The organism is Paenibacillus sp. FSL P2-0136, assembly GCF_037975325.1.
GTDB lineage: Bacteria > Bacillota > Bacilli > Paenibacillales > Paenibacillaceae > Paenibacillus_AQ > Paenibacillus_AQ silagei.
Window position 1 is genome coordinate 6,189,360 of record NZ_CP150244.1, and the last position, 18,302, is coordinate 6,207,661.

The following is an 18,302-nucleotide window of genomic DNA, read 5'->3' on the forward strand; positions in this document are numbered from 1 at the left end:
GCCCCTCCCCTTATCTCTTCTGTCACACCTGTAATACGTCTATGTAATAGTTATCGTTCATTCCGAGTCAGAATTATTCTGCAGCTCCCACAGTCTGCGTCTCCATGGCTGAATAGCCCCCTTGCCTCCGGGAAAGCTCCAGAACAGCGTATACTTAGTATCACTCTTCCCGGCCAGATCATTCACTTCATTCCGCTCCGCTATCAATGAATCTTTCGCTTCTAATTCCCCGTAATCCAACTGGCAATGCATATTATCCTTCATTCTGCTTCCCCCAATAAAATTCATCTCTATAGGCAAAAAAAAGAACGCAAACCGGGATTATTCCACAGTCTGCGTGCTTCGCGAGGTAAATGTTACATTTAATTAACCATATTGTAACAATCTGGCCCCGGCTTGTCTACCTCTAATTTCCCGATTTGTGTCAAATCCGGCCAAAAGATGTCGTTACACGGCAAACGGAAACGGCTTTGGCGTCCTCTTACATCGGAACATAAGGGTTGTGAAGCTTTTCATAGCCGATTGAGGTTCGCGGACCATGTCCGGGAAACACTCTCACTTCCTCATCCAGCCGGTAGAGCTTGCCGCGGATCGAGTCAATCAGATCCCGTTCTCTGCCGCCCGGAAGATCGGTACGTCCCACTCCCATTTTGAACAAGACATCACCAGCGAACAAATCATTCCCGCACAGGAAGCTGACGCTTCCCGGTGAATGTCCCGGTGTATGCAGCACCCGGAAAGAAAGACCTAGCAGCTTCAGAATCTGGCCTTCCGCCAGATCGTATTCTGCCGGATCTGTGCTGACGGGAGGCGTGGTATCAGGCCACATCAAGGAGCCGTTCAGCTTCGGGCTGCCCAGCCACTCACTCTCCAGCGGATGGATATAAACCGGGCACTTCTTCGCTTTGCGGACCTCGTCCAGCCCGGCAATATGGTCGAAATGGGCATGCGTCAGAAGAATCGCTTCAATCTCCATTCCCTCAGCGCCGCGGAGCAGACCCGCAGGATTAGCACCTGGATCAATGATGACACCGCGCTTAGGGTCTGCCCCCGTCAGAAGGTAGGCATTGGTCTGGAGTGCCCCCAGATTATAAGAACGAATATTAAGCATCGGCATTAGAATCCGGAGATCAGACTGCGCAGCTCTTTGGCGATAACTGCGTGTGATTCCGTTCCTTCTCCGTAGGCTTGCCCCATTGCTTTGCGCACTTCGGTAATTTTGCTGTCATAGTCCGCTGCTTCGCGGTCCGGGTTCTCCCGTTTGAATTCTCTCATCAGGGTCTGGACATGCTCCGGACGCGGTCCCCACTGCCCCAGTACATAACCTCCGGTGTCCGCAAAAATCACGATGGGAACGGAACGGCCGCCCATGGTCAGGAAGTTGTCCATCAGGTCCTGGTTCTCTTCGAGAATCAGCACTTCCGTCTTGATACCCGCAGTCTCCAGAATCCGGAAGACCACCGGGACATTGCGGACCACATCTCCGCACCAGTCCGCAGCCAGAATCAGCACACGCAGATCATCACGGTGATTCAGGCTCTCGAAATATTCTCGGTCACTCTCGTCTTCCCAGGTGAACTTCTCGTACCAGGATTCAAAAGCCTGCTGGTTCTTCGTCATGGCTTCCACGAACTGGCGCGGAGTCAGGCCTTGGCCAAATTTGGATGCTACATTCTGCTTCATACTGCACTACCCTTCTTTTTGGATTTGTACCACTTGAACAGGAAATACAGAATAATTACCGCAATAGCGCCAAGAAGAATCTCATGAGTGTACTTGGCTGCGACCTCATCAATGGTCTCCCACTTGTCTCCAAGCGTATACCCCAGATAGACAAACAACGCGCTCCATGGAATGACTGCAAGGGTTGTCAGCAAAGTGAATTTGCCCAGCGGCATGCGGGAAATACCGGCCGGGACCGATATGGCATGGCGGACAACCGGGATAAAGCGGGCGGTGAAAATCACACCGGTTCCATACTTTTGAAACCATTCTTCAGAGTGGTCAATATGCTTTTTGGAGATGAAAATGTACTTGCCGTACTTCTCCAGCACAGGCCTGCCGCCATAACGGCCAATCCAATAAACAAAGATCTGGGCGATCACTCCCCCGACGGTACCGAACAGCACGGCGCCAAAAAAGTTAATATCGCCTTGTGAGACCAAATAGCCGCCAAAAGCCAGGACAATCTCACTTGGAATGACTTCAATCATGAGCCCGATCATAATTCCAAAGTAGCCCAGAGACTGAATCCATTCAAACAAATGTGAAATGACATCAGATATAAAGTGCACTGCAGGTCTCCTCCCGTATGGCGTAATAGCCTGGTATTCTGCTGGCAGAACCCATCTGCTTAACCGCTCTATGTATCCAGCTTCTCCTAGCCTATTCTAGCATATGCAGGCTTACGACTTCTAGTTGAGGGAAATGAAGCGGAAGGATTCCTTTGATTCAAGAGTGAAATCTGCAATTGACAAAGGCTGGAAACGGAACGAATCGTTCAAAGCGCTCGCAGACCCGACCCGGAGGAAAATTCTCCGGCTGCTGCGTGAAAAGGACCGGACGGCCGGGGAAATCGCCGATTTTTTCAATATGACGAAGCCCAGCATCTCTCACCACCTCAATGCGCTGAAGCACGCGGGGCTGGTGCAGGACGAACGTAACGGGCAATTTATCGTCTATTCGCTGGACTCCACGGTACTTGAAGAGGTGCTTGGCTGGTTTCTCGAATTGACGGGTACAGGCAAGGGCAGTACGGACAGCCAACCCGAAGAACATGCGGATGTTGGCTCAAAGGGTTCAGGACCCAAAAGGAAAAAGTAACCCGCACGCTATTAAACATACGGAGGATGAACATTGATGAAGAATTTCACATGGAAGTGGCAGGATACGCTGATTGTCATTCTCGGGTTCCTCTCACTGGGCTATGCGCTGGTGAATTACGACAGGCTGCCGGATCAGCTTCCCGCCCAATTCAGTCTTACCGGCAAGGTCAACACTTACTGGAGCAAGGGTTCGGTTATTGCTTTGTTCTCTTTTATAGGATTGATTTTTCCTTTGGCGATACAGTTTATACGTAATATTGATCCCAAGGGAGAGAATTATAATAAGTTCCAGGGGGCTTACAAAATGGGCCGTCTCACCATTGCCGTCATATGTGATGCCGCCCTTGTGCTGTCGGTCAGCTACGGGCTGGATGAGCATTTCGCCGCCGCGAAGTGGGCTACTGTAAGTGTGGGACTGCTGCTGGCTGTAATCGGGAATTTCCTGCCGCAGATCAGGGATAATTATTTCACGGGAATCCGCACGCCCTGGACGCTGCATAACCCTGCCGTATGGCGGAGAACCCACCGCTTCTCCGGGAGGATGTGGGTGAGCGGCGGTCTGCTAATTGCGCTTGCAGCCTTCATGCCCGTTATGCTGTCGATCAGCATGATCATCACTGCTCTGGTAATCATGATTATTGTCCCTATTGTGTACTCATGGCTGATCTCGCGGAGTGTTAAAGTCTGAGATTAGTCGGGAGGCAGGCTAATAAAAGAGATTCCAGTGATGGACAGTCTTAGGGTAAAGCTGCGGTCATTATGCTGATATGTTCACCCCAGCGGCTACCAAGCCCCGAATTCCACTCTGAGGTGCGTCTTATCTGTCGTTGGAGCTAAGCAGCGCCTGGGACTGTAAATGTGTTAACTGAAAGTAGATCCCTGCACTCTGCGGAAGCAGGGTGAAGTTGCGGTCATTGTGCTGCGGTCCTCTGTCCTGCTCCTTGGCGGTCAGCAGGCTGTACTGCCGCAGCAGCTCTAGTCCCGCCGCCGCGCTGTCCGCCGCTATACGTCTGTCTCCCTCTGCCAAGCTGCGTTCCCCCATCTCAAGCATTCCTCTTAAAGCAGCAAGCCTTCTGGCAGCATTAAAGTGATCCGTCTCTTGACTGCGGCGGACCCAGTATAACGCTTCTCCAGGATCACTGCCCCGCAGATAACTTGCCGCAAGCTCCCCGTGCAGGGCAACGTCCCCCGGAGAGAATGACAGGCTTCGCAGGAGCAGATCAACCCCCTGCTTCTGTGGAAGCAGCCGCGATAATGCAACCGCAGTCTGCGGCTCTCTCGGATTCCAGCTCAGTGATTGCTGCAGCAGCGTAATTCTTACGGCAGGATCATTCTCTCTGACCGCCTGCTTGAATAGGGCCGCCCCCTTCATGGCCTGGAAGGAAAGACTGCTGCATAGAAGGGTCAGCCCGCAGAGAACGGTTATGCCTGCGTATCTCCATAATCGGCGAAGCCGGTTCTTTCGCTGGTCAGCCGGCTTGCTGCGCCGCCAACGGGAGTCATGCAGAACTGTAGGGACAGCCGTCCTAGCGGTCCGGCTGTTTGCTTCGGCAATTGCCCAAGCGGGCAGCAGGAGCAGCAGCAACCAGACCAGTCCATAGCTCCAGTCGAAATCGGCTGCGCTATGCAGAATAATCACCAGCAGAGGCGGAAGCAGTCTTGGTGACGCCTTGAATACCAGCCCTCCTGCGGCCAGAAGCAGCAGGAGGACCGCAGCCAGACCCGCCATCCCGAGGTTCAGCAGGATGTCGAGGTAACCGCTGTGCACCTGGCTGCCCACGTAGGGGCGGGACTGGGCGGCCTGGTACGTATGCCGCCAGGTCTCGCCCCCGCGCCCCAGCCAAGGCGCCTCTATCGCGAGCCTCCAGGCGTCGCGGTAGAACAGCCCGCGCGCGGCGGCCGTCGGTGACGGCCCGGTAATCCGTGCGCGTACCAGCAGCAGGACGGCGCTGGCCGCCGCCGTCCAGCCCGCCGCCGCCAGCGCCAGCACGGCGGCGCGGTGCCCGCCCGCCGCACGGCAGCTGCGGCGGTGCAGCCATAGGCCGGCTAGCCACGCGCCGGCCCAAAGCCCGGCCAGCAGCAGCAGGCCGGGCAGGGGCTCTGCCGCCAGCCCGGAGCGGGCCAGCTGGCGGTAGAGCAGCGCCGCCGCGGCAACGGGGGCGGCGCCGGTGATTAGAAGCGGCACGAACAGTTGCCGCTTCAGGAGAAGGGCTGCGGCACCGGCGGCAGCCGCAGCCAGCCATGCGCCGCGCGACTCGCTGAGCAGCAGCGCGGCGGCGTACGGGAAGAGCGGCAGCAGGCGCGCCGCTCTTAGCCAGTGCGAAGCGGACCAGGTTCCGGTCCGCTCCCAATTGATGCCTGCATCTCCTGTACCTTCTTCCCCCGCCCTGCTGCTCCCCGTTCGCTCCGAACTTTTGCCCGCACCCGTATCTTCTGCACCTACCTCACACGCTCCACTGACACCCATACGCTCAGCATTATTGCCCGCCCCCGTACCTTCTGTACCTACCTCACCCGCTCCCCTGACACCCATACGCTCAGCATTATTGTCCACACCCGCGCATTCTGTACCTACCTCACACGCTCCCCTGACACCCGAACGCTCAGCATTATTGCCTGCACCCGCACCTTCTGCCCCTACCTCACCCGCTCCACTGACACTCGCACGCACCGCACTGCTGCCTGCACCTCCCTTATCTACTCCGCCTACAGCCACGCCTCCAAACGCACCGTTCTTCTCCCCATCCGCTGCTTTCCCAGAATCTCCAGACCCGAAGCTATAAGCGGCTGCAAACAGCCGTTCCAGTAAATACACGGCCATCACCGCACCAAAGGCATTCGGATACTGAAGCAGCCCGGCCAGCCTGGCACCAGTGGCACTGACTCCCGGCGATTGGGTATACGCCACCGCATAAGGAATCGGCAGACCTCCGCAGACCGCCAAAAGGGCCGACAAACTAATAGTGATTCCAATCAGATGCCACACTGCTGCAAGAAGAGTTCTTCCCCGGCGGGTTCGTGCCGCCAGCAAAGCGAATGTAACAAAGCTAGTGTAAAAGCCTGAGCGCAGCATTTCATTCACTGTTCCTTGGGCGGATACGGGTCTGCCTAGTGCCTGGATAGCGTATAAGAGAGAGAGTAGCACACAAGCGCTGAGTAACCCCCAGACAGCCAGCCCCCTCCCTCCACCTATACTGCCAGCCAACTCCCGAATATGCTTTCTACGTTCAGGCTGCTCCTCTTCTTGCGCCCCTCTACCAGCCGCCATATAGATAACTACCAATCCCAGCAAGACTCCGCACAAGCCAAACCACACCGTCAGGAACAAATACATCTCCCCGGTGAAAAAGAACCCTCTCAGCACACACGCCGCCGTCCCCGCTGCTATTAACGCCAACCCGCAAACCAAAGTAACCAACCAATCATTTTGCCGTTCATTCCCGTTCACCCGCATCCTAAATCTCCTATTGCTCATGATGCTTAACAGTCTGCCCATATTTACCGGAAAACAGAAGAGGCCACCGCTCCCCTCTAATTAAGCTCGAACACGCAAATGAAGAGCACTTATGCACCTGATCTCACCAAACGCATCTCACACGCTCAAATGAAGAGCACTTATGCACCTGATCACACCCAAACGCAGCTTACACACTCAATTGAAGAGCACTTGTGCACCTGATTCCACCAAAAGTAACTCGAACACGCAATTGAAGATCACTTGTGCACCTCATTCCACCAAAAGTGGCTCCCCCCCAATTCAAGAGCACTATTGACTCTCAAAAGCTATCTATAGCCATCATCCTGCCTACCCACCTTCGCGTCAGCACAAATTGTGTTCGGTTTTTCACATACAGCCCCGAACCCGCAAAAAAACAGCCGCCCCCATCAGGAAGCGGCCGGTCTGTCATACCCTAAACTATTCAACACATGAATTAAACTTCCGTACTGCCGGTGGGCAGCAGGTCGGAGCAGACGCGTTCCAGGTAAGGCTTGGCACCGAGGAAATCGCGGAATGCGGTGTATTCACGCCATTTGGCAGCCCGGTCACCGCTGTCGCTGCGGACGGCGCGGATCAGGATGTTCTTCGGGGTGTGCTCCATATCGATGAATTCCAGCAGTTGGCTGCGGTAGCCCATCAGGTCCAGCAGCTTCGCCCGGATTGCATCGGTGGCGAGCGCCGAGAACCGCTCCTTCAGGATGCCGTGTGACAGCAGCGGATTCAGCACCTCGCTCTCGACCTGCGCGAACAGCTCATGCTGGCAGCAGGGCACCGAGAGGATCACCGATGCGCCCCAGCGTACAGCCTTCTCCAGTGCAGCATCGGTGGCGGTGTCACAAGCATGCAGCGTGACCACCATGTCCACCTGATCCAGCTCATTATAGTCCGCGATATCGCCCACCAGGAACTTCAGCCGGTCATAGCCCAGCTTGGCAGCCAGCGCACCGCAATGCGCAATGACATCCGCCTTAAGGTCAAGACCGACAATATTCAGCTCCCGCTGCTCGCGGACGGCGAGGTAATGATACAGCGCGAAGGTCAAATAAGACTTGCCGCAGCCAAAATCCACAATCGTCAGCGGCCGGCCTGCCGGCAGATCGCCCAGCACATCCTGAACCATCTCCAGGAACCGGTTGATCTGGCGGAACTTATCATATTTCTTGGCCAGCACCTTGCCTTCGCTGTTCATAATGCCAAGCTCGACCAGGAACGGCACCGGCTCCCCCTCATCCAGCACATACTGCTTCCGGCGGTTATGGGCCAGATCCGGCGCTTCCTGCTTGCTGGCTGATTTGGTCAGAATCGATACCTTGTATTTCTTGCTGATCAGCACCTGATAGTCGGCACCGGCCGTACACAGCAGACCTTGGCGGAAGGTGTCCCTCAGCAAAGAGAGCATCTCTTCAGCGGCATCCTCTGCCGGAATGTTACGGTGCTCCACCTTAGGGCCGATATAATAGGCAAACTGATAATGCAGCTTCCCTTTTAGCTCAACAGGCTTAACCTGTACTTTATTGTAGGCGGCATCGCCCTTGCTGCGCAGCTGGCTTAGTGTAGCCGTAATCAGAGTGCGGCCGGTTATCACTTGCTCGATCAATTCCTTCAACGCTTCCAAATGGGTACATCTCACTTTCGGGTATATAAAATAGAGCACGTTGTCTCCTGAATATCGTTATATTATAGCATTAACCGTGAGCTTGCTCCATTCTTCCCTGCCCTGCTGCACTTCCTCCAGAGGAAGACTGCCCTGGGCTAACTGCTCCGGACTCAAGAGCAGCAGCCGTCCGTACAACTCCCTGCCTTCCTCGGCTACATTCTCCCCCTGCTCCCAGAGCCGGTAGAGACTGTTCTCCGCCTTGGCGTAGTGCCCCTGAGATTCGTGGTACGCCATCAAGAGGCGTTCGGTCTTGGCGGGAAGGCGGTACGGCTCCACTTCCTCCAGCAGCTCATTTATCTCTTCCGTCATGTTCAGCAGCTCACGGTCCGCGCCATGAAGATCGGCATAAATGAATAAATGCAGGGCACGCATCGCCCTGAACAGGGCCGCATCCCGGTCTCCTTTGGCCGCGTAAATCCCGCCTTCCTCCTTCAGCAGCCGGGCTACCCCTTGCAGCTTATCCGCCTCCAGCACTGTGCCAAGACGGAACATATCAATAATATCCTCTACGGACAACGAATTGAGCAGGCGTGAATTCAACCGGAAATGCCGCATCAGCAGCTCATCCACTTCCCACAGGGCTTCCGTTGTTTTTTTATCCTGCTTCAGGGTCATTACTTTGGCGACCATAGCTGTCATATCCTCAATCATCCGTACAATATAATCCCTCCGGAACATACCGAGCTCCTTTCGTTACGCAGTTGCTTCTCTTCTGTATCCTCTGCTTGCTGTTGGACTCATCGTGAACTACCATCCACCTAAGAGGTGGCGGCTTCTTGGTCAATGAAGCTACTGCTCCAAGTTTACCCAAGCTCAAAGGCTAGTCCCTAGCCCAATCATTGCCATATCACATGGCTAGTTTGAGTAGGTTTTGAGCAGCGTTTACATCGCGATCATGATGCACGTTACATTCTGGACAAGTCCACTCCCGCAAGGCGAGGTTCTTCACCTCTGCGTTCTTATAACCGCAACAGGAGCAAAGCTGACTGCTTGCATAGTGCTTAGGGGCAATAATAAGCTCTCTGCCATACCATTGAGCCTTATATTCAAGCATCGAACGGAACATACGCCAAGATACCTCGCTAATCGCTTTTGCAAGTTTGTGATTCTGCATCATATTCTTTACACGTAAGTCTTCCATCACGATAACTTGGTTTTCGTTTATCATTTTGGCAGACGTTTTATGCAAGAAGTCTTTACGCTGATTCGCTATTTTTTCATGTAACTTGGCAGCTTTCAGCCTAGCCTTATGACGGTTATGGCTTCCCTTCTTCTTCCGCGATACATCCTTTTGCAGCTTCGCTAATCGCTTTTCAGACGTACGCAAGTATTTAGGATTGGATATGATTTCGCCATTTGAAGTCACAGCAAAGTCTTTCAGCCCAAGATCAACGCCAATCTTCGTATGCATTTTGGGCAACTGGACGATATCCGTTTCAACCAATACGGAAGCATAATACTTTCCCGTTGGTGTTTTTGAAATCGTGCATGATTTGATCAGTCCCACGAATGGGCGGTGCAGCTTGATTTTAATGCCCGTTTTTAGCTTTGGAATCTTAAGATATCCATCCTCTATAGCCACGGTTCCATTTTGGTTATTCGTTGTGAAGCGATGATTACTCGTCTTCTTGCTCTTGAATTTAGGAAATCCCGTTTTCTGGTCCCGAAAAAAATTCTGATAAGCCTTGTCTAAATTCAGTTGTGCATTCGCTAAGGCAAGGCTATCGACTTCTTTCAGCCAGTCGAATTCCTTTTTGTATTGTGCGGGTGTATTCCTCAGCATCGTTTCCGTTTGCTTGTAATGTTCAATTTTATCTGCAAGCATTCTGTTGTAGATGAAGCGAACGCATCCGAACACTTTAGCGAAGTAGTGTTGTTGCCCATGGCTTGGATAGATACGGTATTTGTAGGCTTTCAGCAATGGCGATCACCCTTTCCCCCCTTGGGTTTCGATGTATTTTTGAATGACGTCTATTGGCGCTTCACCCGTGGTAAGCAAGCAATAAGAGCGTGACCAAAAGGCCTCTTTCCAAAGTGATGTTCGGAGGGTAGGAAACTCCTTCTTGATCAGCCTAGATGATGCACTTTTATAAGCGTTGAGAAATTTAGAAATGTCGGTATTAGGATGAGCTTTCATTAGGATATGAACGTGATCCCTGTCATGATTCCATTCCTGCAAAGTCACATTGTAAGTAGGCTGAATGGATGCAAATATCTCTTTCAGACGTTCCGATATGGGATCTGTAATGACTTTCCTACGATACTTGATGACTAGAATAAGGTGAAAGTGAAGGGAGAACACTGAATGGTTATTCGAGTCTAATTTCATTAACTTCACTGACCTTTCCAAGATACGACTGAATACTTTAATTATAGCATCTTAGGCGGTTAGAATCCATGTAGATTAGACCGTTTCCATTCATCCCCCACTTAAAGAAGATGGGAGAATTCTGTCAACTGAGGGTTAAACCATTCGTCTCTCCGGCGCCACTGTGCGGAGTTAAGTCTTGACCATACTATAATGATCAACTATAATTCAGTTACTCGATCTGTATTCCAGATTGAACTATTTAGCAGATTGGAATTGGATACAGACTGTATACATGTTAAAACGGACCCTACATAGGAGGTTTATTAATGACCAAGCCAACCGCCAACACGCAAGACTCCATCACAGCAGCCGTTTCAGGTCAACCGGATCTGCAGTCAAGCAACCGGATTTTAAACGTTACGCCGGAACAGGATAAGCTGCTGGAGAGCGCCTTACGGATTAAGATTATGCACACGCTGTCGGCAGAGCCGCTTACATCCAAGCAGGTTGCGGAGAAGCTGAACAAGACTCCGGGTAATATTCACTACCATATCGTCAAGCTCTATGAGGGCGGTCTGCTGGAGCTTGTCCGTACAGAAGCCGCAGGAGGAATCATCCAGAAATTTTACCGTTCCAAAGGTACGGTGTTCCACTCGGAGGCGCTTCGCAGCCTTCACTTCCGCGAAGAAGACCAGACCCGGCATTTCAATACCAGACTTACTCTCTCTCCTCAGGAGCTTGCGGAATTCCACCAGGAGCTGCTGGAGCTGATTACCGCCTGGGAGTCCAAGGTAACGGAAGGTGACGAATACGGTGTGGAAGTGATGCTGGGCCGTCTGCAGTCTTCCGATGCTGCTGCGCAGCCGGAAGAGGAGGCACATTAATAGATGAGCACCGCTGGCCCTTCCGGACAACCGAAGCATCATCCGCTTGAGGGCTTCGCCGCCCCTTTCCGGCAATCCCGCGCCTTTCCTTACCTGTGGCTGGGACATTTAGTTTCTTTTTTGGGCAGCTCGGTAACCATGGTTATCCTGCCTGTCCTGGTCTATTCCCTGACCGGCTCCACCACCATTATGGGGATGGTCATGGCCGCCTACATGCTGCCTAATGTAATCATGCTTCCGGTATCCGGACATATTGTCGACCGCTACGACCGTGTACGGATTATGATGCTGGCCGATATTGCCCGGTTCATCGTTATGATTACGACTGCTGTGCTGTCCTTGACCGGAGTGCTGAGCATTCCGTTGCTCTATGGACTAGTTGCCTGTTACGGCCTGCTGGACGGCTTATTCCAGCCTGCCTACGCTGCCGTCCGCGCTACCGTATTCACTCCGGATATCCGCGTAGCAGCGAATTCTTTAACTCAGATCACAACCCAGTCCGTGCGGCTGATCGGTCCCGCGTTAGGGGGACTGCTGATTACCCACCTGTCCGCGGGCATCGGCTTCGGAATTGATGCCTTCACCTATCTTATCTCCCTCATCTGCCTGGTCTATCTGCGCAGAGTGATGATGACCCGGCTGCAGTCTGCTGCCACTGAGACTGACATCCCGGCTAAGCCTGCTGCCGGGACCTCTCCCGCTCCGCACTGGAGGCAGGATTTCGCCGAAGGAATACATGTTCTGCGCAGCCAGCCCTGGCTCTGGATTACAATTCTCGCCTTCTGCTTCGTCAATATATGTTATACGGGCGTAATCAGCGTCCTTCTTCCCTGGCTGTTCAAGGTCCATCACGGCTGGCCTCCTTATCTCTATGGCCTGGCCGTTACGTTCTCCGGTGTCGGGGCCATAGCGGCCGGCCTGCTGTACGGCCTGCGGCCGAAATGGAATCACCGCGGCATCCTGGCTTACGGCGGCGCACTGATCAGCGGGGCTGCTCTGCTGCTGCTCCCGTTCGCAGGCACTCCGGCAGCAGCTGTCACCTTATTTGCCGTAGAAGGCTTCGGACTAATGATCTTCGGGCTGATCTGGGAGATCAGCCTGCAGGAGCTTGTTCCGAAGGAAGCCTTCGGACGGGTAGCCAGTCTGGATATGTTTGGGTCCTTCGCCCTGCTGCCGGTCGGATATATCTTAGTCGGCTGGCTGGCCGACCAGATCGGAGGAGTATCGACCATTATTATTTTTTCCGGCCTGGGCCTCTCCTGTGTTGCCCTGGTGCTGTGCGTTCCGGCTATCCGTAAGTTTCAATAAAATCCAGCCAATAAATTCTTATATTTGCACAGCAAACAGAAGGCAGCACCCGCCGGAGAGCGGAAGTGCTGCCTTCTGTCCCTATTGCCTGATGTAATTTACTTCTGCACAGGGGCCTGAACGAAATCCTTAATAATCTTCGCCAATTGCTCCGGTGCTTCAAACATACCCATGTGGCCTACACCCGGCAACGTCACCTTGGTGATATTCCGGTTGTCTGAGGTGAACGTCCGCTCCGGCGTCACCTTCGAATCCTCAGCTCCGGCAACGAGAAGCACCGGCAGCGCCGTTGCCGAGATCACATCTCGGCGGTCCGGGCGCTCACGCATCGCCAAGGACGCGCCAACCGCGCCTTGCGGCGGAGTCTTGTAGCCGATCTCCTTGGCCCGTTCCAGCAGCCGGGGCTCCGCTCCAGGAGCAAACAGTCCAGGCACCAGCTGATCCACAAAAGCAAAGATGCCTTCGCTCTGGATCATGGTGACGCTCTTCAGCCGGTTCTCCTTGGCTTCTTCACTGTCAGGATACCCGGAGGAATGAATCAGCCCGAAGCCCTTCAACCGGGAAGCATGGCGCTGGGCAAACGACAGGGTAATATAGCCTCCGAGCGAATGTCCCAGCAGATAACATTCCTGAATCTCCAAGGCATTCAGCAGCGACAGCACATCATCGGCCATCTGCTCGATGGTATAGGCTCCAAGCGGAGCATCGGAAGCCCCGTGCCCGCGCAGATCCGGAGCGATGACCCGGTAATGGGCTGTAAGGCCGGGAATCACCTTTTCCCAGTATTCGGCACTCCCGCAGAATCCGTGCAGCAGCACGATTACATCCCCTTCGCCTTGATCACTGTAGCAAATGTTGCTTCCCTCGCATCGAACATTTTCCATGGCTGCTTACCCTCTTTCTATGTAGTGGTCTATATTAATAAGCTAGAACAGCTGATTTGAAACGCTCTCAATCCGTAAGTCCGAATCCCAGGGCGGCTGCCCTGGCAATCTGGTCGGCCATAACCATTACCCGGTAGAGCGGGGTAGTCTGGATGGTCCGGTAAGGACGCGGACTGTTCACATCAACGATCGCCGCCAGACTGTAATTTCCTACAGCAGGCAAGAGTCCCCCTACAGATTCTGCCGGACGCAGCGGCTGCGCGGCCGCAAAGTAACAGCCCAGTGCGGCCGGCGGTCCCAGGCAGGCATCAACAGCGATAATAATCTGCCCTTCCGGAATCTCTGTTATCCGCTGAATCAGATTATCCGCATCACAGGGCGCCGGAAGCGTACCCGTTACATGCGGAAATCCGTACTCCAGCAGGCGGCTTCCCGTCAGCGGCCCCAGTGCATCTCCGGTGGAGCGGTCTGTTCCGATACAGAGGAAGGTCAGCTGCTCAGCGGAATACTCGTCTGCGATCCCGCGGAAGAAAGCCGCCAGTCCCCCGGCATCCATTTTACGCCGTTTTCTGCTCTCTTCTTCTCTGATGGCCAAAGACTCTCTCCCCCTTGCTAAGCAGCCAGTTATATTTACCTTTAATTTAACATGTTTGCGTGATCTGGACAAAAAAATGGTCATCCCCTGCCCAAACATGATAAGATATTTGAACTATACCGGTTCACATTCTATATTACTCAGGGAGGATGGTTATACTCAATGGATTTGTCAAAACCAAGCCAGGAGAACGTTGAATATATGATTGAAGGCATCAAAAGCAAGCTGAAAATGGCCAGTGCCGCTGCAATGCAGGCGTCCGCCTTTTCGGTGGAGCAGTATGAGGATATCCAGGATATTTATGAGGTTGCGATGGGCAGTGACCGGCTCAGTATCTCCCAGGTGGAGGCGCTCGTCTCAGAGCTTGGCCGCCTGCGCAAGAAATAGCACCAGCAGTTCGTATACAATATAAAGCCCTTCAGCTTCATTGTCCGTAAGACGGGACGTTGAACCTGAAGGGCTTTTGTATACTCCAATAATAATCTTACTGTCATGCTCCGGCCTGCTAAGGGAGATCAATCAGAATGAATTCTGCATCTCCTGAGCTGCTTATGCCTTTGAGCGTAAGCTCGCAGCTCTTGCGGATACGCGCCGCATCCCCCTGCTGGAGCTGGAATACACCGTCCGCGCATGAGATCTCCAGATTCCCGGAAATGACATACAGATGAGTTCGCCGCTCCTCCTGCTGGGGATAGCGCAGCTCCCGGTTCGTCTGCAGAACGGACAAGTAGATGTTAACATCATTGTCCAGCTGCAGCGAACCCTGAGTCCCTTCCCCTGAAGCAATAGGCAGCAGGTGGTTGAGCTTAAGCTCGGCCGGATAGAACCGGGCATCCCATTTCGGGGTCTTACCGGGCCGGTCGGGCAACAGCCAGATCTGCAGGAACCGGACATCCACATGGTCTGACGGATTCGTCTCCGAATGGTTAATGCCTGTTCCTGCGCTCATCAGCTGCACACTGCCTGCCTGCAGATCTGCATGATTCCCCAGATCATCCTGATGCTTCAGCACACCGGATACCACATAAGTGATAATCTCCAGATCATGATGCGGGTGCTCATGCATGCCTTGCTCCGGCTTCAATTCATTGTCGTTATGTGCCAGCAGTGCGCCGAAATGGGCGTTGCTGGGATCATCATAATCGGCAAACGAGAAGCTGAATTCACTGTGTATCCATTCTCTATTCGAAGTATGACGCTCGGCTGCTGTAACTACTTTTATCATAATGTTGCACCTCCATAGATGTTGGAATCTTATCAATATCCTAAACAGGGGAATGAATGCTCTTCAATATGGGATGTATAGATGCGCTATGATTAACTATTTCTTACCCCCTTCCCTTCGAGATCAATCAATCTTGTAAAGCCGCATATTCATCCAATTAGGTATGAAAAAACACCTTTTCGGCTGGAATGCTCCCTTATGCTCCGGCAATCTTTGCCAAGCTATTCCGCTGTTTCAGCACATAGCCCAAAGTGTATATACGAAGTAAGAACATTCAGGCTCACCTGAATTTGAATAACAATTCTGACAAGGAGTGATTGATAATGAATAAAGCAGAGAAGGAATATCCGGTAGAAAGCGGCGGCACATTCTTAAAAGGGATCTTCATCGGCGGACTCTTGGGAGCGGCGGCAGCATTGCTATTCGCACCAAAGCCTGGACGCGAGATGCGCAGTGACCTGTCCGATAAGCTCACAGTAGCTACGGATAAGACAAAAGAGGTTGCGGGAGCCGTAACTGACAAGACCAAGACGATTGCTACGACCGTAGGTGAAAAAGCTACTGATCTGGCCGGCACAGTATCAGCCAAGGCCTCCGATATCTTCACCACCGTCAGTGACAGCAAGCAACAAATTGCAGCTACTCTGGCGGAAACCGGCAAAAAGATTGGCGAAACGGTAAGCGATGCCTCCAAGGACATCACGGGCAGCGTTAAGGACGCCTCCCAGGACATAGCGGTTGAAGCCAAGGATACCTCCCAAGAGGTTGCCGACAAGGCGAAGGACGCTTCCAAGGAAATCGCAGGCGCAGCGAAGGATGCCAAGGACGAAGTTAAATCCTCTTATTAATCCCGGATGTTCAGGCTGATTATACATTGAAGGGAACGGCCAGATCTTCCGTAGCTGGCCGCTCCCTATTTATGCATGTCTTATATCTCAATAAAGCCTGATTCAGGCTACAGAAAGCAGGTACGCCTTATGGGAGAAGCGGACAACAGAACCAAAGCTTATGACGTAGATGAGCATCCCTTCGAGCTGCGGCATGAGGTCAAACGCTTGAATGCGAGGCTCGACAAGATCGCCGACTCACTGGAGAAATCCGAGTTCAAGGATATCCTGGAGAACTATACAGACCCCAAGAAGCGGATTATCACCAATCTGATGGCCGGGATCTCCAGAGGCCTGGGCCTCTCACTCGGTACCTTTGTCATTCTTGGTATCCTTGGCTATATCCTCAGTTTGTTTCTCAATGTACCGGTTATCGGGGAATATCTTGGAGAAATCAAAAAGTATATAGATGCTAACTAAACACATTTCCCGCGCATCCCTCCTGCAGCCTACTCTACCGTGAATAGACTGCAGGAGGGATGTTGCTCTTTAACCCCACAAAGTGGGGCCCCCAAAACATATAAATTCTTATCTACCCAAAAAAGGGCAGGCTCTATCCCTTACGGGATGGAACCTGCCCTGATAAATATAATGACCTTGATTCTTAATAGGATGAATTAGCCATGATCTGCTTCAGCTTCTCGGTGGCCCGCTTCTGGATGCGGGATACGCTCATCTGCGAGACACCCAGCTTCTGGGCAATGGCCCGCTGGGATTGGCCATCCTGGAAGGCCAGCAGCAGCACCTGCTGCTCCTGCTCCTTCAGTTGTCCGAGCGCCTGCTGGAGATCCATACGCTTCTCCACTGTCTCGTAGTCATTCGCATCGGAGCTGATCAATTCACCGAGTGTGGCCCCACTCTCTTCCTGGGAGAGCGGTGAATCCAGGGAGACATAATGATAACATTCTCTGCCGGCCAGTACTTCCACAGTTTCCTCTACGGTGAGATCCAGATAGTGGGCAATCTCTTCAACCGCCGGAGAACGTTCGAGCCGAATGGTCAATTCATCAATGGCCTGCTGAACAAGCGCGCCCTTTTCCTTAATCCGCCGTGGAACCTGTATGTACCAGGATTTATCACGCAGGTAGTTTTTCATATGTCCAATCATGCTCTTCATCGCATACGGCTCGAAGGGAATCCCCAAGCTGATGTCGTATTGCGCCAGCAGCCGGATCAGCGCCATTTGACCTACCTGATACAGATCCTCATAGAGATCCGGACGGTTACGGGCAATTTTGCCGGCTGCCATCTTTACCATAGGTTCATATTTGCGGATGAGCACTGTTGCGATTTCATTGTCTTTCGTCTGCTGGTATTCCCAGATCAGGCTTACTGCTTCATTCATGGACTCTGGGGGAGTCACTTTGTCATTCATACTTTCTCCTCGCTGAAATTGAGCCGTTTAGTCAGGGTAACGACTGTCCCTTTCCCTGATTCGCTAACAACGCTAACGTCATCCATCAGCGCCTGCATTAGATAGAAGCCCAGTCCGCCCACTTGAACATCATTCAGCTCCTTGTCATGAAGCGTCAGACGTTCCCCGGACGCATCCAAACCGTCAAAGCTCTCCCCCTCATCTTTGACAGTAATGGATAAGACACTTGATCCTACCTCAAAGATTACATCAACCATACCGTCCGCTTGCCCATAGGCATAGAGCACGGAGTTATTACATGCTTCCGAGACGGCTACCTTCATATCTTCAATGTCTTCATAAGTAAAACCCATTTTGGAGGCAATGCCGTATAAATTAAGTCTGACAATATCGACATATTCTGCACTGGCGGGTAACTGAAGAACTACTCTTTGTATGTCATCACTCATTCTTAGTTCGATCCTTTCCTAGTGGGAATTCTCTTGGGAGGCAAAAAACTTGGAAATGCCGGTCATGTCAAACAGCTTCTGTATTTGCGGGGGAACTTCAGCAACGGTGAACTTGACGTCCATTCCATGTCTTGCTTTGAGGATCGACAACAGGATTCCGATACCGGTGCTGTCAATATACTTCAGATCCTTCAGATTAATCACGAGATCAAGCCCCGTGTCTCCCACTAGCGGTTCCATCACCAGACGAAAGTCAGGCGCCACAGACAGATCGAGTTCACCTGTCAGATAAACAGTACATACCGAACCAACGGTTTCGGTCTTTGCGTGAAACTTTTCGCTTTTATGTGTATTCATAGACAACTCTCCTGGTTAAATGTTTTCTTTACCAATAACCCTAATA

At 52.6% G+C, this 18,302-nt stretch carries 22 protein-coding genes; 7 read left to right on the forward strand and 15 right to left on the reverse strand.

Annotation, left to right across the window (positions count from 1 at the left end):
* Positions 1-57 precede the first annotated feature (57 nt).
* From NYE26_RS26305 to NYE26_RS26320, 4 genes are all read right to left on the reverse strand, one after another.
* Complete coding sequence (locus NYE26_RS26305) at positions 58-264, reverse strand: hypothetical protein (protein WP_036726218.1); 207 nt, start codon at positions 262-264, stop codon at positions 58-60.
* 217 nt (positions 265-481) lie between these two features.
* Positions 482-1,111, reverse strand: coding sequence for an MBL fold metallo-hydrolase (locus tag NYE26_RS26310; protein WP_036726226.1), 630 nt, complete (start codon positions 1,109-1,111; stop codon positions 482-484).
* Positions 1,112-1,116: 5 nt separating this feature from the next.
* Positions 1,117-1,683 carry a thioredoxin family protein gene (locus tag NYE26_RS26315; RefSeq protein WP_036726219.1) on the reverse strand — a complete coding sequence of 189 codons (567 nt, stop codon included), beginning with the start codon at positions 1,681-1,683 and terminating at the stop codon, positions 1,117-1,119.
* Positions 1,680-2,294, reverse strand: a complete 615-nt coding sequence (locus tag NYE26_RS26320) for a DedA family protein (protein ID WP_036726220.1) — start codon at positions 2,292-2,294, stop codon at positions 1,680-1,682. The genes NYE26_RS26315 and NYE26_RS26320 overlap by 4 nt, the downstream gene beginning before the upstream one ends.
* Positions 2,295-2,469: 175 nt before the next feature.
* On the opposite strand from NYE26_RS26320, the gene NYE26_RS26325 reads away from it, so the two are divergent.
* Both NYE26_RS26325 and NYE26_RS26330 read left to right on the forward strand, forming a co-directional pair.
* On the forward strand, positions 2,470-2,823 hold the full coding sequence (locus NYE26_RS26325) for an autorepressor SdpR family transcription factor (protein ID WP_339257621.1): 354 nt from the start codon (positions 2,470-2,472) through the stop codon (positions 2,821-2,823).
* 36 nt (positions 2,824-2,859) lie between these two features.
* Positions 2,860-3,513 (forward strand): SdpI family protein, encoded by a 654-nt coding sequence (locus NYE26_RS26330; protein WP_339251279.1) that lies wholly within the window; start codon positions 2,860-2,862, stop codon positions 3,511-3,513.
* A gap of 129 nt (positions 3,514-3,642) precedes the next feature.
* On the opposite strand, the gene NYE26_RS26335 is transcribed toward NYE26_RS26330, so the two are convergent.
* The 5 genes from NYE26_RS26335 to tnpA all read right to left on the reverse strand — a co-directional run bounded on the left by NYE26_RS26335 (position 3,643) and on the right by tnpA (position 10,310).
* A complete protein-coding gene (locus NYE26_RS26335; protein WP_339251281.1) occupies positions 3,643-6,222 on the reverse strand; it encodes an O-antigen ligase family protein in 2,580 nt (859 codons plus the stop codon).
* A 535-nt stretch (positions 6,223-6,757) separates the two neighbouring features.
* Positions 6,758-7,939 (reverse strand): SAM-dependent methyltransferase, encoded by a 1,182-nt coding sequence (locus tag NYE26_RS26340; protein WP_339251283.1) that lies wholly within the window; start codon positions 7,937-7,939, stop codon positions 6,758-6,760.
* Between the two features lie 57 nt (positions 7,940-7,996).
* Positions 7,997-8,659, reverse strand: coding sequence for a DUF6483 family protein (locus tag NYE26_RS26345; protein WP_339251285.1), 663 nt, complete (start codon positions 8,657-8,659; stop codon positions 7,997-7,999).
* Between the two features lie 169 nt (positions 8,660-8,828).
* On the reverse strand, positions 8,829-9,902 hold the full coding sequence (gene tnpB / locus NYE26_RS26350; RefSeq protein ID WP_339251287.1) for an IS200/IS605 family element RNA-guided endonuclease TnpB: 1,074 nt from the start codon (positions 9,900-9,902) through the stop codon (positions 8,829-8,831).
* A 6-nt stretch (positions 9,903-9,908) separates the two neighbouring features.
* Entirely contained in the window at positions 9,909-10,310 is a 402-nt protein-coding gene (gene tnpA, locus NYE26_RS26355; protein WP_339251289.1) for an IS200/IS605 family transposase, read from the reverse strand.
* Between the two features lie 308 nt (positions 10,311-10,618).
* Here tnpA and NYE26_RS26360 point away from each other — a divergent pair, with 308 nt between their 5' ends.
* Entirely contained in the window at positions 10,619-11,176 is a 558-nt protein-coding gene (locus NYE26_RS26360; protein WP_339251291.1) for a winged helix-turn-helix domain-containing protein, read from the forward strand.
* Between the two features lie 3 nt (positions 11,177-11,179).
* Complete coding sequence (locus NYE26_RS26365; RefSeq protein WP_339251293.1) at positions 11,180-12,484, forward strand: MFS transporter; 1,305 nt, start codon at positions 11,180-11,182, stop codon at positions 12,482-12,484.
* Between the two features lie 98 nt (positions 12,485-12,582).
* On the opposite strand, the gene NYE26_RS26370 is transcribed toward NYE26_RS26365, so the two are convergent.
* Together NYE26_RS26370 and yyaC are read right to left on the reverse strand one after the other, a co-directional pair.
* The gene (locus NYE26_RS26370) at positions 12,583-13,368 is read right to left on the reverse strand and encodes an alpha/beta hydrolase (RefSeq protein WP_339251295.1); all 786 of its coding nucleotides are present in this window, start codon (positions 13,366-13,368) and stop codon (positions 12,583-12,585) included.
* Between the two features lie 67 nt (positions 13,369-13,435).
* Positions 13,436-13,963 carry a spore protease YyaC gene (gene yyaC, locus NYE26_RS26375; RefSeq protein WP_339251297.1) on the reverse strand — a complete coding sequence of 176 codons (528 nt, stop codon included), beginning with the start codon at positions 13,961-13,963 and terminating at the stop codon, positions 13,436-13,438.
* 162 nt (positions 13,964-14,125) lie between these two features.
* Between yyaC and NYE26_RS26380 the strand changes: the two genes are divergently transcribed.
* Complete coding sequence (locus NYE26_RS26380; RefSeq protein ID WP_036730289.1) at positions 14,126-14,350, forward strand: DUF1128 domain-containing protein; 225 nt, start codon at positions 14,126-14,128, stop codon at positions 14,348-14,350.
* 118 nt (positions 14,351-14,468) lie between these two features.
* Here the strand turns inward: NYE26_RS26380 and NYE26_RS26385 are convergent, their stop codons facing one another.
* Positions 14,469-15,188 carry a pirin family protein gene (locus NYE26_RS26385; protein WP_209876824.1) on the reverse strand — a complete coding sequence of 240 codons (720 nt, stop codon included), beginning with the start codon at positions 15,186-15,188 and terminating at the stop codon, positions 14,469-14,471.
* 323 nt (positions 15,189-15,511) lie between these two features.
* Between NYE26_RS26385 and NYE26_RS26390 the strand changes: the two genes are divergently transcribed.
* A complete protein-coding gene (locus NYE26_RS26390; protein ID WP_209876822.1) occupies positions 15,512-16,036 on the forward strand; it encodes a YtxH domain-containing protein in 525 nt (174 codons plus the stop codon).
* A 129-nt stretch (positions 16,037-16,165) separates the two neighbouring features.
* On the forward strand, positions 16,166-16,495 hold the full coding sequence (locus NYE26_RS26395) for a DUF5665 domain-containing protein (protein ID WP_036694977.1): 330 nt from the start codon (positions 16,166-16,168) through the stop codon (positions 16,493-16,495).
* Between the two features lie 184 nt (positions 16,496-16,679).
* On the opposite strand, the gene NYE26_RS26400 is transcribed toward NYE26_RS26395, so the two are convergent.
* Genes NYE26_RS26400 through NYE26_RS26410 form a run of 3 tightly spaced genes read right to left on the reverse strand, consistent with a single transcriptional unit; the run spans position 16,680 to position 18,256 of the window.
* Positions 16,680-17,450 carry a sigma-70 family RNA polymerase sigma factor gene (locus NYE26_RS26400; protein WP_036730293.1) on the reverse strand — a complete coding sequence of 257 codons (771 nt, stop codon included), beginning with the start codon at positions 17,448-17,450 and terminating at the stop codon, positions 16,680-16,682.
* Positions 17,447-17,899 (reverse strand): anti-sigma B factor RsbW, encoded by a 453-nt coding sequence (gene rsbW, locus NYE26_RS26405; RefSeq protein WP_036730295.1) that lies wholly within the window; start codon positions 17,897-17,899, stop codon positions 17,447-17,449. Before rsbW ends, NYE26_RS26400 begins: the two co-directional genes overlap by 4 nt.
* 18 nt (positions 17,900-17,917) lie before the next feature.
* On the reverse strand, positions 17,918-18,256 hold the full coding sequence (locus tag NYE26_RS26410; RefSeq protein ID WP_036730297.1) for an STAS domain-containing protein: 339 nt from the start codon (positions 18,254-18,256) through the stop codon (positions 17,918-17,920).
* Positions 18,257-18,302: the final 46 nt, after the last annotated feature.

Coding starts and splice junctions, on each gene's coding strand:
- NYE26_RS26305 (WP_036726218.1), bottom strand. CDS start 264: ATGAAGGATAATATGCATTGCCAGTTGGATTACGGGGAATTAGAAGCG.
- NYE26_RS26310 (WP_036726226.1), bottom strand. CDS start 1,111: ATGCTTAATATTCGTTCTTATAATCTGGGGGCACTCCAGACCAATGCC.
- NYE26_RS26315 (WP_036726219.1), bottom strand. CDS start 1,683: ATGAAGCAGAATGTAGCATCCAAATTTGGCCAAGGCCTGACTCCGCGC.
- NYE26_RS26330 (WP_339251279.1), top strand. CDS start 2,860: ATGAAGAATTTCACATGGAAGTGGCAGGATACGCTGATTGTCATTCTC.
- NYE26_RS26345 (WP_339251285.1), bottom strand. CDS start 8,659: ATGTTCCGGAGGGATTATATTGTACGGATGATTGAGGATATGACAGCT.
- tnpA (WP_339251289.1), bottom strand. CDS start 10,310: ATGAAATTAGACTCGAATAACCATTCAGTGTTCTCCCTTCACTTTCAC.
- NYE26_RS26360 (WP_339251291.1), top strand. CDS start 10,619: ATGACCAAGCCAACCGCCAACACGCAAGACTCCATCACAGCAGCCGTT.
- NYE26_RS26365 (WP_339251293.1), top strand. CDS start 11,180: ATGAGCACCGCTGGCCCTTCCGGACAACCGAAGCATCATCCGCTTGAG.
- NYE26_RS26370 (WP_339251295.1), bottom strand. CDS start 13,368: ATGGAAAATGTTCGATGCGAGGGAAGCAACATTTGCTACAGTGATCAA.
- NYE26_RS26380 (WP_036730289.1), top strand. CDS start 14,126: ATGGATTTGTCAAAACCAAGCCAGGAGAACGTTGAATATATGATTGAA.
- NYE26_RS26385 (WP_209876824.1), bottom strand. CDS start 15,188: ATGATAAAAGTAGTTACAGCAGCCGAGCGTCATACTTCGAATAGAGAA.
- NYE26_RS26390 (WP_209876822.1), top strand. CDS start 15,512: ATGAATAAAGCAGAGAAGGAATATCCGGTAGAAAGCGGCGGCACATTC.
- NYE26_RS26395 (WP_036694977.1), top strand. CDS start 16,166: ATGGGAGAAGCGGACAACAGAACCAAAGCTTATGACGTAGATGAGCAT.
- NYE26_RS26400 (WP_036730293.1), bottom strand. CDS start 17,450: ATGAATGACAAAGTGACTCCCCCAGAGTCCATGAATGAAGCAGTAAGC.
- rsbW (WP_036730295.1), bottom strand. CDS start 17,899: ATGAGTGATGACATACAAAGAGTAGTTCTTCAGTTACCCGCCAGTGCA.
- NYE26_RS26410 (WP_036730297.1), bottom strand. CDS start 18,256: ATGAATACACATAAAAGCGAAAAGTTTCACGCAAAGACCGAAACCGTT.